Source organism: Seinonella peptonophila, from assembly GCF_900129355.1.
GTDB classification, from domain to species: domain Bacteria; phylum Bacillota; class Bacilli; order Thermoactinomycetales; family Thermoactinomycetaceae; genus Seinonella; species Seinonella peptonophila.
The window spans coordinates 31,977-47,560 of the sequence record NZ_FQVL01000007.1 but is presented as its reverse complement, the minus strand read 5'-3'; the positions used below and the strand labels follow the sequence as shown (position 1 = coordinate 47,560).

Here is a 15,584-nt window from a genome sequence, read left to right as displayed (position 1 = left end):
TCCTTCCTATTTCTTGCTGATTAACGACTTACCTGACATCTGTTGGGGCTGTTTAATATCTAATAGATCGAGCATAGTTGGTGTAAGATCGGCTAAAATTCCGTCTTCGCGCAGCTTCACCCCAGGCAGTGTGACAATGCATGGTACAGGGAAAGTTGTATGCGCTGTATGCGGCTGCCCTTGATCATCGATGACCATATCGGCATTCCCATGATCTGCTGTAATAACGGCGACACCTTGTTTTGACAAAACGAGATCAACAATCTTACCTAAACACTCATCTACCGCCTGAACAGCCTGAATCGTTGGTTCCAACTTCCCTGAATGACCGACCATATCTGGATTCGCAAAGTTTAAAATGATGGTTTCAAATCGATCGCTTTGAAGTGCCTCTAGTAAGGCATCTGTCACCTGATATGCACTCATTTCAGGCTGAAGATCGTAGGTAGCAACTTTTGGTGATGGGATTAAGATACGCTCTTCACCTGGAAATGGCTCTTCACGTCCACCATTGAAAAAGAAGGTTACATGAGGGTATTTTTCCGTCTCAGCGATTCGCAGTTGCTGAAGCTGATGATCAGCTATCACTTCTCCATATGTTTGCTTCAAATGAGCAGGAAGGAAAGCAATATCGCCTTTTACTGAGTCGCTGTAATGGGTAAAACATACATAAAATAAGTGATTAGGATCATGCGAGCGGTTAAATGCAGCAAAACTAGGTTCAGCAAATGCCTGTGAAATTTGAATCACGCGATCAGGTCGGAAATTAAAGCAAATCATTGCATCGTCCGGTTGAAGCGTTCCAACAGGTTGCCCTACTTTATCTAACATCACAGTGGGCAGAATAAATTCATCGAAGACGCCTTTTTGATATGACTCTTCAACCAAAGAAAGTGAATCAGTCGCTGTTTCACCCTTCCCATCGACTATTACACGATAAGATTTTTCTACGCGATCCCATCTTTTATCTCGGTCCATTGCATAGTAACGCCCATGTACAGAGGCCAACTGACCTAAGCCAATGGAAGACATCTTTTCTTGCAACTGCTTTAAATAAAGACGTGCGCTATCTGGTGGTACATCTCGTCCATCTAAATAGGCATGAACATAAACTGATTCAACCTGATGTTTTTTTGCCAAATCTAACAGGGCAAACAGATGAGAAATATGACTATGAACACCACCATCAGAGAGAAGACCATGCAAATGGAGAGCACTTCCCTTTTGCTTAACATGGTCAATCGTTTGAACAAGTACTGGATTATCATCAAATGAATGATCCTCAACCGCACGTGTAATTCGGGTCAAATCTTGGTAAACTACCCTTCCAGAACCAATATTTAAATGCCCAACTTCAGAATTGCCCATTTGCCCTTCTGGTAAGCCTACTGCATGACCGCTCGCTTGCAATGTAGTGTGAGGATATTGTTGCCAATAGCGATCAAAATTCGGTTTATTGGCTTGAGCTACTGCATTTCCATGTGTTTCTTCACGCAACGCAAATCCATCCAAGATCACTAATAAAACAGGGCGATGTTGGCTCATTTTACTTCACTACTCACTGCTGATAACAGCGCACGATATGAGGCAGCCGTTAAGCTTGCACCACCTACTAAGGCTCCATCGATATCTGGCTGATCCAGATATGTACGTATATTGTCTGGTTTTACACTTCCGCCATATTGAACGCGTACTTGGTCAGCTACTTCTAAATTCCATAATGCTGCGATTGTTTGACGAATGAGTTGGCATACTTCTTGTGCATCTTCGGCTGTTGAAGCCTGCCCTGTCCCGATTGCCCAGATCGGTTCATAGGCGATCACAACTCGCTCTACTTCATGTGTTGAAAGATCAAATAGCGCTTGTTGGACTTGTTTCTGAATAACGCTCGCCGTTTCTCCATTTTCACGTTCCTCTAGACTTTCTCCAACACACACAATAGGCGTCAAACCACCGTCAAGAGACGCCTTTGTTTTCAAGCGCACCATCTCATCAGACTCTTGAAAGTATTGACGACGTTCAGAATGGCCAATGATTACATAGCTAACACCTAAAGACTGCAACATAGGGACACTAATTTCACCTGTAAAAGCTCCTTCGGCCTCCCAATGGACATTTTGAGCGCCGATTGAGACAAATCGACCAGCACTCTGAATCACAAGTGCTTGTAATGTTACAAATGGCGCACATATGACTGCTTCAACGTCATGTGGCAATGCCTCTTCCATCAATTGCTGCAAAAATCCTTCTGCCTCAGCGACCGTTTTATGCATCTTCCAGTTCCCAGCAATAATCGGTTTACGCACAATTTCTACCACCTTTCAACGATCTTCCAGAACAGCAATACCTGGTAAAACTTTACCTTCCAAAAACTCAAGCGAAGCGCCTCCACCTGTCGAGATGTGGTCGACTTGATCTGTTAATCCTGCTTGTTTAATCGCTGCTGCTGAATCTCCCCCACCTATAATGCTATATGATCCTGAATCTGCTAATGCTTGTGCTACAGCATTGGTTCCGCCAGCAAAACGTTCAAACTCAAAGACACCCATTGGACCATTCCAAAGCACTAACTTTGAGCCCTTTACAATCTCAGCATATTTTTCACGTGTCTGTGGTCCGATGTCAAGCGCTTGATAACCTGATGGTATCTGATCAATTGGCACGACTTTTGCCTCTGCCTTTGCGGAAAACTCAGAGGCAATCACTACATCAATCGGTAGATGTAGGGCAACCCCTTTTTCCTTTGCCCGTTTCATAAAAGAAGCTGCTAATTCTTCTTTATCTGCTTCAAATAATGACTGTCCAATATCATAACCTTGTGCATGAACAAACGTATAGGCCAAACCACCACCGATCAAAAGCGAGTCGACTCGATCCAGCAATTGTTCGATTACTCCTATTTTATCGCGCACTTTCGCACCGCCGATGATGGCTGTAAACGGGCGTTTCGGATTCTCTAAGGCAGAACCTAATATTTCAAGCTCTTTTTCTAACAGAAATCCACCAACAGCTGGTAGATACTCTGCGATCCCAACAGTCGATGCATGGGCTCGATGAGAAGTACCAAAAGCATCGTTCACATATATATCTGCAATATTTGCCCATGCTTTTGCCAGAGCAGGATCATTCTGCTCTTCACGTGGATCAAAACGAACATTCTCCAATAAAAGGACTTCACCATTTTGCAAATGATCAACTGCTTCATTTACTTCGATTCCAACAGGAGACAACACCATCTTCACTTCTTGCTCCAATAACTCTTGCAAACGAATTCCAACAGGAATCAGGCGCAATGACTCTACTACCCGTCCCTTTGGACGACCAAAGTGACTGGCTAATATCAGCTTTGCTCCCTGCTCAATCAAATATCGAATTGTAGGCAAAACAGCTCGTATCCGGGTATCATCTGTGATTTTACCCGCTTTTATCGGTACATTTAGGTCAACCCGACAAAAAACTCTCTTCCCAAAAACATCAACGTCTTTGATTGTTTTTTTATGCATATTTCCCCTCACTCTGGCGTTCTGCCAGTCATAGGTTTATACTTCATTTCTATTTTATCAAAATCTAACCTTTATCTAACATTGAAAATAGAAGTCATTTATTCTATCAAAGAAAAGCATCAGCTTGTAGATATAGATAATGGTTCCGTCAATATTTCACGCTTCAACTCATTTCAGGCTACACAGATGTCTTCGAGGCGCCGCGTTTAGTAAAAAAATGCGTGTTAAGGAGCAATTTTCCGCCCGATTCGAAATATTGACTCCATGATTTCTTCCGCTTACCTTATACATATTCATTCTTCTTTTAGCAAACCGAGTCCTTATTCAGCAGCATGATGCTCAGATCGGTTATAGGGAGTCTTGAATCATTGGCAAAGATAAATAAAGTAGGAGCTATTACTAGCTCCTCTCAGACTGACGAAAAACCCTAAGTTGAGAAAGCGAATTAGACAAAGTAGATGTATGATTCCCATGAGGAAATGGTTCGCAATGTAGCCGACTTTCAGGCGCTACAAAGCCGCGACTGTGTAGCGAAGAATAGGCGGTAGTATTGTCTGAGGCATAGCCGAGTTGATACCGCCCTGAGCGAGCAGTCGCGGCGCCTTGAATACACCTTCGTAGCCTGAACTGGAGGCGAAATGCGTAACCATGACTCTAGAAAGAGAGAAGTTGATTACTTTGTCTACAATCTGGCAGGAGCTATTACTAGCTCCTCTGCTTTACACTTCTGTACATTACAATCCTTTGGAGACAATATACTGAGCTAAATCTACGACACGATTTGAGTAACCCCATTCGTTATCATACCAAGAGACCACTTTTACAAGATTTCCTTCTAAGAGCATTGTCGATAATGCATCAATTGTGGAAGAGGCAGGATTTCCATTGTAATCGATGGAAACAAGTGGTTCTTCAGAGTAGGCAAGGATTCCTTTCATTGGACCCTCTGCTGCTGCTTTTAAAGCACCATTTACTTGTTCCACTGTTACTTCTTGCTCTAATTCAGCCACTAAGTCAACCACAGATACATTTTTGACTGGTACTCGCATTGAGTTTCCGTTCAATTTTCCTTTTAGTTCAGGCAGTACAAGCGAAACTGCTTTTGCCGCTCCTGTTGTGGTTGGAATGATCGATTCAGCGGCTGCTCGTGCCCGACGCAAATCTTTATGTGGTAGATCAAGAATTTGCTGATCGTTGGTATAAGCATGAATAGTGGTCATAAAACCTTTTCGAATGCCAAATCTGTCGTTTAAGACTTTAGCAAGTGGAGCGAGACAGTTTGTTGTGCAAGAAGCATTAGAGATGACATCATGTTTTGCAGGATCGTATGCTTCATCATTTACTCCCAGCACGATGGTAACATCTTCATTTTTCGCTGGTGCAGAGATAATCACTTTTTTGGCTCCAGCCTCTAAGTGTTTTGCAGCATCTTCTCGATTGGTAAAACGACCTGTTGATTCAACTGCAATCTCTACACCTAGTTCACCCCAGCTTAGCTTCGCTGGATCACGTTCAGCCAATACACGGATTTCTCGACCATTTACAGAAAAACCATTCTCTGTTACTTGCACATCGGCATCAAATCGGCCATGAACCGAATCATACTTTAAAAGATGTGCCAATGTTTGAGCATCCGTTAAATCATTCACTGCAACAACTTCTAATTCTGGATGATTGATCATTGCTCGAAATACATTACGTCCAATACGCCCAAAACCATTTATCCCTATTTTTGTCATCTGTATATTCCTCCTATTAAGATGTATTATGGTCTTTTATCAATGCATTATTTCAAAATTTGTTCCGCGGCTGCCTCATCTGTAATCAAAATCTGACGTTCTGCATTCGCACAGACTGCAATAATTGCCTCCGCTTTACTTGCTCCACCAGCAACCGCAATCTTATATTCCACTTGTTTGAGATCATCATGTTGCAATCCAACTGTTCGAAAACGCGAGACGATATCACCTTGTCGATTAAAGTAAAAGCCAAACGCCTCGCCGACTGCCCCCGTTTGATCCAAGTGTTGCAGGAGATGAGGTGTTGACTTTCTCCTCTTTGCCATCCGCTTCGCATCACCCACACCGTGTATCACAATCCTTGCTTGACGAAGCGTTTCTAACATTGCCTGAATATGCGGTTCTCGAATAATTGTACGATATGCTTCATCGCTCAATTGATCGGGGACATGCATCAAACGATAGGTTCCACCAGAGTTCTTCGCCAAAACAGAGGCAATATAATTGGCTTCTAACTCTACAGCTTCTCCTAAGCCACCTCGAGTAGGGACAAAAAGAGTGCTTTTGAGCGATGGCGCGGGAGTCATCATTTCAGCTACTGCCATAACTGTTGTTCCACCTGCAACAGCTACTACTTGATTTGGAATCACCATTTTTTTAAGCAATTGCGCTCCATGACGTCCGATCTCTTTCTTCACCCATTCTGACTGATCAGAATCACCAGGAACGACAATCACCTGATCAATCTGTAGTTTTGCTGCAAGTTCCTGTTCCAACTCAGTCAAACCAAAAATCTCTTTTACCCAGTCTTCCATTGCAAAGAGTAATTCTTGACCTCTTTCGTTTAAATGCATTCCAATTGATTCAATTCGAATCAACCCTTGTCCGCGTAAAAAGTCTACCTCAGCCCTTAATACTCGCTCTGTCATAGATAAGACAGAGGTTAAGCTCCGACGCCCAACTGGTTGCATGAGGTGAATATGTCGTAAAATTTCATATCGTTTCCGCATCACTTCTAACAAATCAGGCAATAAAGTTTTCTGTATACGGATTAAGTCGTTCAAACAAACCCCTCCACGGGGACAATTTATGTCCCGCATATAGAAAAAACGTCCCATACTCGACAAAAAAATATGTGTTGTTCCCCTCAAGACAAATATACCCCAATCCCTCGCGTTTGACAAGGATTCAAACCCGTATAGAGGTTATATTTCCCATTCTATACATGTCTAAACATTCTTAGACTAAAAACATGTTATAATATCATTTAAATTATTCTATATTTGGAGGTTTTCATATTGTTTCCAAGCATGTTCGCTTTTATCGCTTATTTACTTAATCTCATTCCACTCACACTCTATGCCATCATTATCGCTACAGCCATTTTTATGCTCCTCAATGAGAATAAAAATTTGAAGTATTTCTTTGCATGGGTAGCACTTGTCGCCTTACATTTTATAATCATGAACCTGATTCCACTGATCACTGTATATGCAAATACGAAACATTTCGTTCTTCCAAGCATTCCAACTATTATCTTTATGATCATTTGGCTTATTTACTATGCAATTTTTGTTGTTGCTACTTATCTTCTCTACTCTAAAAATGTACAAAGAGCCTCATGGATTGGAGCATGGTTACTGTTGTTCTTTGTTGTCTACGAATGGATTAACTTTGCAAAAGCCCTATTTTTACGTGTTTGAGCAATGTTTTACATACAAAACGGCATCCCAATAAATAAGATGATTCAGACTGATGAAAAACCTAATGAGCGAGTGGAGAGGTGATCGGCAAAGCTCCATTTCGGGCGCATCTTAGCGGAATGGCAGCTGTAGCGGCATTTTCCTTTCGGGCAAATTGTTCGAGTCTCCGCAGGCGGATGCCGCAGGAGGCGAGTTTTGCCCGACCGCGAAAGCTGACAGAACGCAGACAGACTCACATCTTTGCAAGCCCGGTCGGAGCGTCGCCGAGAACCACGTTCACGAGCCGCCGATCACGCGGCTTTGTCTACAAGCTGGGCATCTTCAATCTTCAATCTTCAATCAATCAAATGCTCTTCTTTTTGAACAATTGCCTTACTACGAGAGTGGAAAGAGCACCTCTCACCTGACGCTTGCTAATCCTGCGGGGCAGGTACAAACTTGCTTATGTTACACTGCCGAACAATGCTTGCCATGTTTTTTGCCCCACAATCCCATCTGCCGCTAGACCTTTACCTGCTGGGACAACTTTTCCCTTTTCGTCGTGTACACGTTGCCAAGCTACTACATCTTCCCTTGTATCATAACCAAAAATGCCATCTACAGGACTTGATTTTAAGCGATTTTGAACGCGCTTTACATCTTCTCCTCTTAACATTGGATCGTTAATTTTTAGCTCTCGATGATAATTTTGATTCTTATCGTAGGGTTCACTCTTCTGATTTTTTATTCGATTCACAAACCACGTCTTCCCAACTCCTGTCCCTGGACAAGACTTGTCTGCCATCTCCCGATGAAATCGAATCGTAGACCCACGACGCCAAAAATAACGAGTGACTTGTTCTGCCGATTGTAACTGTTTCCCTGTTAAATTGTCATTACCTTTATCAAAATTCCCCAGCATTTCAAACATGAAAGGGTGTTTTCCATCGTCGTCTGCATCATTGTGGCCAGTTGCTGACGCTGGGGGTGTATTCACATTGCGACCAGTCATCACCTTTCCATCTGGAAAAATCGTAATATGTTGGGCAATATCTGAAAAACCTCTTTTCAGATGATATTTTTTCATTCGATCTTGTAAGTCGCGATGGTTCTTTCCATTGAAATGACTATGGTTTGGACTATAGGTGTGATGAACATGAACTTCTGTCATTTTCGCAGATAGATTTGACCTCATCCAACTGAGAAACTCCAGTGCATCATCAAAGAGAATACCATATTTCCAAGCCAATTTAACCATCTCCTCTCTTTCCCTTTACCCTATAAATAACTAAATAAACCAAATTTATGTAAAATAGGATAAATAAAAACATCCCATTTATATAAGGATGTTCCAGCTTGTTGCCAAAGCCGCGTGATCGTGGCTAACGGCTTTGCTCCGACCCGGACTTGCGAGGATGTAGGACTATCGCGTTCTGGCAGCCTCCACGGTCGGGCATAACTCGCCTCCTCCAGCATACGCCTGCGGAGACTCGAACAGTTTGCTCGAAAGGAAAATACCGTTACAGCTGCCATTCCGCTAAGTACCGCCCGAAATGGAGCTTTGCCGTTCACCTCTCCACTCGCTCAAGAGGTTTTTCTTATAAGGACAGCGCCAAGTTCATTTGGATCGACTCATCAATCGAAAAAGCCTTTTTGGAAGCAGCGCTTGCTCTACTCTAGACAGAAGTCCCAAGTGTAATATTGCCCAGAGATAAAGGATAATGCCGACACAGACTGAGCCTAGAGAGGTAAATGCCATGGCCGCTCGTTCTGGTAACCATATTTCAAATAAATAAGTAAAGCCTTTTAAAGAGAAGTATGTACCTACCGCCATGATACAAACAGAAAATAATGCTCGCAAAAGCCATTGAATGCCCCATGACTGAAAAGGAAAACGTTGTCGAATAGACCAAAGGTTGAGCAGACAGACTACTAAAAATGCTAAAACCGTGGCCCATGCTGCACCTACGACGCCCCATTGCCCAATCAATACAATATTAGCTGCTATTTTTACAACCACACCAATCAATAGGTAATAAGCAGGTTGAGCAATCCTTTCCGCACCTTGAAGAATACCTGTCGCAGTGGAAGCAAGTGTAGAAAATAGTGTGCTCAAAGCAAGCACAGCTAACGCGTCCGTCCCCGCAGAGTCTTTAAATAACATAATATTTGTAGGCTCTGCAATAACTGCAAGCCCAATAGAACCTGGTAAACCCAATAAGAGAGTTAAGCGAATAGCAAGCACTGCCCGCCGTTTGGCTCGTTGTTGTTCACCACGTACACAAGCGTTTGTAATCGCTGGGACAACTGAGAGCGCTAATGCTGTAGCAAAAAAAGAAGCAAATTGAATCAAAGGTTGGGCTCGATCATAAGCACCCTTGCTCAAGATAACTTGTTGTAAGACTCCACCTTTTGCGACAAGCAAGTTTCCAATAGAAAATGAATCGACTAGCGAAAAAAGAGGCATTGCTAGAGAACTGATACAGATCGGAAGTGAAATAAAGAATAATCGCTTGATCAAAGTACCTGCTGAAGGTTGTACGAATTCTGCTGGCAAAACGTTTTGCTCATTTCGATGCTGTTTTCGTAAAAACCACCAAAGAACAATAAGTCCTGAAATTCCTCCGATACATGCCCCAAACATAGCACCAGTGCCAGCCCAGACAACCCCATATCCAGGCTGCATAAAAAACCAAGCTGAAACCAAAATGGTGATGACACGCATCAGTTGCTCAATCACTTGGGATATACTTGGTGCTTCCATTTGTTGATAACCTTGAAAATAACCACGTAAAACAGATAGCATTGGTGTAACCAACAAAGCACATGCCACAGCTTGAATTGGGGCTGTTAACATCGTTCGATTCCCCATCCAAGTCGCTAACACATCCGCTCCAAAAAATAAAAGGATAAAAGCAAGTAAACCAATTACAAATAACATTCTTGAAGAGATTTTGATAATTCGCTTTACACTTACAGTATCACCGAGTGTAGCTCGCTCAGAGACAAGTTTCGAAATGGCTACTGGCACTCCTGCTGTAGCGAGAATCAAAAAAAGGCTATAGATCGGATAAACTTGCTGATAAACATAAATTCCTATGTCACCTGTCATATTCTGATACGGCACACGATAGACTGCGCCTAATAGTTTACTAATAAAACCTGCAATTGTAAGAATCGCTATACCTTTTATAAAAGATTTCTTTACATTTTCCATGCTCTATATTGTAGCTGATTCGAAACTGATCTTCCATCACACATCTATCAAAATAACTGAGCCAATCCTAGATGGAATGGCTCTTTTTAAATAAAAGTCTATTTCACATGTATAAAAACCGATTTTATTAGACTGTATGGTCACAGTTTGCATTTGAAACAAAGCAGATTATTGTTCCATTTGTTTACCTAAGAAAGTAGCTGCTGTGCTAGCAATTTTCTGTTCAACTTCGCCAATTTTACCTTGATCTTTACGACCAAAGAGGATAACCGCACCGATTGGATCGCCTCCTGAGTTGATGGGAGCAATCAAATAAGAACTATACTCTGCAGGCGCACCTTTGATCAACTCAGCCGAAGTCCGATTTGTTTCCAATTGAACCCTACGTTGATCCATACAGGTTTCTACGATCTCACTAATTGGTTGATCTGCATACTCTTTTTTTGATGCTCCAGCAACAGCAATCACATGATCTCGGTCACAGATGATGGTGATAAAATGAAGATTTTCATAAAGTGCTTCTGCATATTCCTGAGCAAAATCACTTAACTCACCAATGGGCGAATATTTTTTTAGGATCACTTCTCCATCATGATCCACAAATATTTCAAGAGGGTCCCCCTCACGAATTCGCAGGGTACGGCGAATCTCCTTTGGAATCACCACTCGACCTAAATCGTCGATACGGCGAACGATACCGGTTGCTTTCATCCTCTAGCTGCCTCACTTTCGCTTAATTTATTCCATCTAATTATTGGTACGATTTCCGTTACTAACCATAGTATTGTTCTGTTTCCATAATATTATTCTACAGGAAAATATAAAAACACGCATTAAATAATAAAACCCGGTATCTTAGCGATACCGGATGATACCTATAATTTAACTGTTATTTTTTGTTGTTCAATAAATTTTTGGTTTAATTCTTGTAATTTCTTTTGTTTTACCTCATCAGGAGCATCTTTCATACTCTCTTCATTTCGTTCCATCACAGTTAAGACATGATATCCATACTCTGTTTTAATCGGATCACTGATTTTATTTAACTCTATCGTCTTCACCGCTTGGGCGAATTCAGGTACATACTCATCTGCTGCCCCTTCGATCAGACCACCATTATCTTTCGAGCCGGGATCATCAGAATACTCTTTTGCTAATTTATCAAAGTCCCCGCCTTGATCCAGCTTTTTCTTCACTTCTTCCGCTCGTTTCTTCGCTTCAGCATCAGATCGCTTTTCTTTTTCATTGCCCTCTTTATTAAAGGCGATCAATATATGTTTTGCTTTCACTTTTGTATATTTTTCATTTTCGATCTGTTTATCAAAGTAAGCATTCCGTTGTAAACTCCGTACAATAAAATCGGTTAATTGTTGACGATTAAAGCCCTTATCTTTGATCGCTTCATCCAGTGTAGATGCCTTTTTCACACCAGGTGTGGTTGGATTTTTGATCGATCCCTCAATCTTACTTAACTCTTCATCCGCTTTCTTACGATACTGATCTTGATCTTTTACTTGATCCGCGATCAATAACTCAGCCACATATCCTTTTACTAGGATCTCTTTGAATTCTTTTAACTTATTTTTCATTTGTGGACTTCCCATTAGCATCGCTACTTTATAATCAATGAAAGCAAGGATATTAATGTATAAATTTAGTTCCCCTTCTGTGATCTGACCCTTTTCGTAGGTAGCGACTACCTTCTTACTATTCGTTGGAAATGGTTTAAACTCACCCGTTTCAGTCTCTTGTTTTGTTGTTGGTTTTTTCTTAGGCTCTTCCTTCCCACAGCCGGCTAAAATCGTAGTTAGGCTCATGAGAACAACCAGTACTGCTGAAATCCATCTTTTATTTAGCAGTTGCATTTTGGACTGCTCCTTTCCGTTTCGGAACCGATTCATATTGTATCAAAAATTGTTCTACCATTTCCAGTGCAGCTCTTACAGGCATTCCTTTTGTTTTGAAAGTGATCCCTATGCTTTGCCCTGAGGACAGACGAACACGTCCAGGAAATGATTGAGCAATCCGAAATAATTGTTGACCATTAATTTGGTTACTTTGGCTCGCTTCCACTTTGAGGATAATATCATGTTCTTTTTGTTCAATCGATTCGATCCGATATTGAATCGCATAGGCTCGTATTCGTGCTAACCGAATTAAATTCTGAACAGCTTCAGGTAGATCACCAAATCGATCTTCGATCTCTTCCTCTAAGTCTTTGACTTCTTGTAACAATCGTACCGAACGAATCTTTTTATAGAGTTCTATCTTCTGCTCCTCATCGTGAATATACTCAGTCGGTAAATATGCATTTACAGTAAGGTCAATCTGTGGCTCAAATTCGGTATGCTCTTCCTTCTTACCTTGTAGCTCTCTTACTGCTTCTTTTAGCATCTGGCTATAGAGTTCAAAACCAACAGAAGCGATATGCCCATGCTGTTCAGCACCCAATAGATTACCAGCACCCCGGATTGATAAATCACGCATGGCTATTTTAAAGCCTGAGCCCAGCTCCGTAAATTCCTTAATCGCTTGTAATCTCTTTTCGGCTGTTTCGGACAGCACTTTATCACGTTGGTAGGTAAAATAGGCATAAGCAATCCGATTCGAACGACCCACACGTCCACGAAGTTGATACAGTTGAGATAGTCCCATTTTATCCGCATCATAAATGATCAACGTATTTACATTAGGGATATCGACACCTGTTTCGATGATCGTTGTACTAACTAGCACATCATACTCCCCATCTAAAAAGTCGAGCATCACTTTTTCTAACTCTGTCTCAGGCATCTGTCCATGCGCGACCACGACTCTTGCTTCCGGCACAAGCAGTCGAACTTGATCCGCAATTTGATCAATATTATGCACTTGATTATAGAGAAAGTAAACTTGTCCATCCCTTGCCAACTCTCTCTCAATCGCCTCACGAACCAATGCTCCCGAATATTCAAGGACATACGTCTGGACAGGGAAACGATTTTCTGGCGGAGTCTCGATCACTGAAAGATCTCGAACGCCCATCATCGCCATATGCAAAGTCCTAGGAATGGGGGTTGCGGTTAATGTTAAAACATCAATATTATGTTTTAATTGTTTAATCTTTTCCTTGTGCTTGACCCCAAAACGCTGCTCTTCATCGATAATTAAGAGTCCTAGGTCGCGGAAAACAACATCTTTTGAAAGAAGACGATGCGTCCCGATGACAATGTCGATCTCTCCCTTTGACAAACCATCAATCGTCACTTTTTGTTCTTTCCTCGTTCGGAACCGACTTAAAACACTAATTTTCACAGGGAAATCAGCAAAACGTTCCCGAAATGTTTCAAAATGTTGCTGGGCGAGGATCGTAGTAGGCACTAATAAAGCTACTTGTTTCCCTTCCATCGTCGCTTTAAAGGCAGCACGAATCGCCACTTCCGTCTTTCCATAGCCCACATCTCCGCATAAAAGACGATCCATGGGTTGAATCTGTTCCATATCCCCTTTGATCTCGACAATCGAGCGAAGCTGATCAGGTGTTTCTTCATAAGGGAACAAAGACTCAAACTCTTTTTGATAGGGTGTATCATCATTAAATGAATGACCTTTTGCCTGTTGACGCTTGGCATAAAGTTCAATTAAATCTTGCGCAATATCTTCGACAGAGGAGCGAACCTTATTCTTCACTTTGCTCCATTCACTGCCACCTAAACTATAGACGCGAGGAGCACGCTCTTCACTACCAACATATTTTTGAATCTGATCAATCTGCTCAACTGGGACATATAATTTATCATTTCCTGCATATTGCACATGTAGATAATCTTTCTGCAAGCCACCTACACTAAGTGTAACAATTCCCGCATATCGACCAATTCCGTGATTAACATGAACCACATAGTCACCAGGTTTTAATTCTTGATAATCTTTAATTTTCTCGGCATGATCTAGCTTCGAGACTCGTCTCATCCGACGCTGTTTATTGGTAAAAACTTCACTCTCTGTAATAACGGCAAGGCGGACACCGCTCATTTCAAAACCATTTTGTAGTGTACCAACCCGTACAGTAGCGCGGACATTGGTTGCCTCACCTGACTGGGTTCGAACGACTTCCATTCCATAATCAGCTAATACTCTTTCAAGTCGCTCCATTCGCTCTTCACTACTGGCATAGAAAATTACACGGTAGTTGGCCTTCTCTAAGCGATCCCATTCTCCTTTTAAGACATGCATTTGACCGTGAAATTGTTGCATGCCTTTACAAATAAACTGGGTAATCTTTTGCGGTTGAATACCTGTTATCTGTCTCATAAATAAAGTTAAATAGAGACGTTGGTAGGGACATCGCAACATTAGTTCATCATATGTAAGAGATATCTTTAAAGAAGGTAAAAATTCCCCTTGTTTTAAAAGAGCTGTCTGCCATTCTCCCTCTTCACGTTCCATCTGGCGTGCATTTTCTATGATTCGTGTTAATTCGTCAAAAACGACCACCGTCTCCCGCGGTAAATAATCAAATAGTGATTCCGCTTGTGGATAGATCTGAGAAATATATTTATAGATGCCTGTAAACATCGTTCCATTCTTTAAGCGTTCAATATCAAACTGAATTTCTTCGGATAATTTACGTTTTAATTCAGAATCTTTAACCTCCAATAGCCGCTCATCAAGTAATTGTTGAACACGAAGACTTGCTTCCTGCAATGTTTGCTCTGTAGCAAACAATTCACGAGCAGGAGGAATACATACTTGCAACCACTTATCAAATGATCGTTGATCAACAATCGAAAAAGGGCGAATGGAATCAACCTCATCATCAAACCATTCGATTCGAATCGGGTTTGAGAAAGTAACTGGGTAAAGATCAATCAATCCACCACGAACAGAATATTCTCCAATTCTTTCTACTTTTTCCACTCGTTCATACCCATTTGCAACAAGCTTTTCAATCAGTTGATCCATTTGATATTCTTGCCCTACCTTAAGGGTTACATGTGCATGTGAAAACTGTTGATGCGGTGGGAAAAATTTGCGCAAACCCGAAAAAGGCACAACAATAATACCCGAGAAACCTTGGGTTAGCTTTGAAAGAACATCAACTCTTTCCCCTAAGGATTCGTGGCTTGCTAAGGCAATCTCAGTTGTAATCAATTCATTCGCAGGATAGAGAAGGACTTTTTCTTTGGGTAACAGCTCTTGTAGATCTTCTACAGCTTTTTGGGCTTGATTAAGATTGTGTGTTACCAGCAAAACAGGTCGGTCAACCTCCTCATGTAATGCCGCCAGATAGACCATTCTCGCTGTACCCGATAAACCGACTACCAACTGTTCCCTAAGATATTCACGCAACCCTGAGACGGTAGCCTGGAAATCTTTATCCTGTCTTATATAATGAACCAATGGACCCAAAATGTCGTTCCTCCTCCGTAGAATAGAAAACAAGACCTCGTCTCAGTCGAGC

General features: G+C 41.7%; 12 protein-coding genes. 1 reads left to right on the top strand and 11 read right to left on the bottom strand.

The window, feature by feature from the left end:
- Positions 1 to 6: 6 nt before the first annotated feature.
- The 5 genes from gpmI to BUB71_RS11900 all read right to left on the bottom strand — a co-directional run bounded on the left by gpmI (position 7) and on the right by BUB71_RS11900 (position 6,306).
- Positions 7 to 1,545, bottom strand: coding sequence for a 2,3-bisphosphoglycerate-independent phosphoglycerate mutase (gene gpmI, locus BUB71_RS11920; protein WP_073155065.1), 1,539 nt, complete (start codon positions 1,543 to 1,545; stop codon positions 7 to 9).
- Positions 1,542 to 2,306, bottom strand: a complete 765-nt coding sequence (tpiA, locus tag BUB71_RS11915) for a triose-phosphate isomerase (RefSeq protein WP_073155064.1) — start codon at positions 2,304 to 2,306, stop codon at positions 1,542 to 1,544. Before tpiA ends, gpmI begins: the two co-directional genes overlap by 4 nt.
- A gap of 15 nt (positions 2,307 to 2,321) precedes the next feature.
- Complete coding sequence (locus BUB71_RS11910) at positions 2,322 to 3,503, bottom strand: phosphoglycerate kinase (RefSeq protein ID WP_073155063.1); 1,182 nt, start codon at positions 3,501 to 3,503, stop codon at positions 2,322 to 2,324.
- A gap of 734 nt (positions 3,504 to 4,237) precedes the next feature.
- Positions 4,238 to 5,242, bottom strand: coding sequence for a type I glyceraldehyde-3-phosphate dehydrogenase (gene gap / locus BUB71_RS11905; protein WP_073155062.1), 1,005 nt, complete (start codon positions 5,240 to 5,242; stop codon positions 4,238 to 4,240).
- Between the two features lie 47 nt (positions 5,243 to 5,289).
- Entirely contained in the window at positions 5,290 to 6,306 is a 1,017-nt protein-coding gene (locus BUB71_RS11900) for a sugar-binding transcriptional regulator (protein ID WP_139279081.1), read from the bottom strand.
- A 234-nt stretch (positions 6,307 to 6,540) separates the two neighbouring features.
- Between BUB71_RS11900 and BUB71_RS11895 the strand changes: the two genes are divergently transcribed.
- The gene (locus tag BUB71_RS11895) at positions 6,541 to 6,945 is read left to right on the top strand and encodes a hypothetical protein (protein WP_073155061.1); all 405 of its coding nucleotides are present in this window, start codon (positions 6,541 to 6,543) and stop codon (positions 6,943 to 6,945) included.
- Between the two features lie 442 nt (positions 6,946 to 7,387).
- Here BUB71_RS11895 and BUB71_RS11890 read toward each other — a convergent pair whose 3' ends face one another.
- From BUB71_RS11890 to mfd, 6 genes are all read right to left on the bottom strand, one after another.
- Positions 7,388 to 8,173, bottom strand: coding sequence for a peptidoglycan recognition protein family protein (locus tag BUB71_RS11890; RefSeq protein ID WP_073155060.1), 786 nt, complete (start codon positions 8,171 to 8,173; stop codon positions 7,388 to 7,390).
- A 29-nt stretch (positions 8,174 to 8,202) separates the two neighbouring features.
- Positions 8,203 to 8,496, bottom strand: coding sequence for a hypothetical protein (locus BUB71_RS11885; RefSeq protein WP_139279080.1), 294 nt, complete (start codon positions 8,494 to 8,496; stop codon positions 8,203 to 8,205).
- Positions 8,497 to 8,542: 46 nt separating this feature from the next.
- A complete protein-coding gene (locus BUB71_RS11880) occupies positions 8,543 to 10,141 on the bottom strand; it encodes a putative polysaccharide biosynthesis protein (protein ID WP_073155058.1) in 1,599 nt (532 codons plus the stop codon).
- A 168-nt stretch (positions 10,142 to 10,309) separates the two neighbouring features.
- Positions 10,310 to 10,852 carry a stage V sporulation protein T gene (spoVT, locus tag BUB71_RS11875; protein WP_073155057.1) on the bottom strand — a complete coding sequence of 181 codons (543 nt, stop codon included), beginning with the start codon at positions 10,850 to 10,852 and terminating at the stop codon, positions 10,310 to 10,312.
- A gap of 164 nt (positions 10,853 to 11,016) precedes the next feature.
- The gene (locus BUB71_RS11870; RefSeq protein WP_073155056.1) at positions 11,017 to 12,006 is read right to left on the bottom strand and encodes a peptidylprolyl isomerase; all 990 of its coding nucleotides are present in this window, start codon (positions 12,004 to 12,006) and stop codon (positions 11,017 to 11,019) included.
- Complete coding sequence (gene mfd, locus BUB71_RS11865) at positions 11,990 to 15,532, bottom strand: transcription-repair coupling factor (RefSeq protein WP_073155055.1); 3,543 nt, start codon at positions 15,530 to 15,532, stop codon at positions 11,990 to 11,992. The genes BUB71_RS11870 and mfd overlap by 17 nt, the downstream gene beginning before the upstream one ends.
- Positions 15,533 to 15,584: the final 52 nt, after the last annotated feature.

Excerpts from the sequence above, each read along its gene's own strand:
- BUB71_RS11880 (WP_073155058.1), bottom strand. The coding sequence starts at position 10,141 with ATGGAAAATGTAAAGAAATCTTTTATAAAAGGTATAGCGATTCTTACA.
- BUB71_RS11870 (WP_073155056.1), bottom strand. The coding sequence starts at position 12,006 with ATGCAACTGCTAAATAAAAGATGGATTTCAGCAGTACTGGTTGTTCTC.
- gpmI (WP_073155065.1), bottom strand. The coding sequence starts at position 1,545 with ATGAGCCAACATCGCCCTGTTTTATTAGTGATCTTGGATGGATTTGCG.
- BUB71_RS11910 (WP_073155063.1), bottom strand. The coding sequence starts at position 3,503 with ATGCATAAAAAAACAATCAAAGACGTTGATGTTTTTGGGAAGAGAGTT.
- spoVT (WP_073155057.1), bottom strand. The coding sequence starts at position 10,852 with ATGAAAGCAACCGGTATCGTTCGCCGTATCGACGATTTAGGTCGAGTG.
- gap (WP_073155062.1), bottom strand. The coding sequence starts at position 5,242 with ATGACAAAAATAGGGATAAATGGTTTTGGGCGTATTGGACGTAATGTA.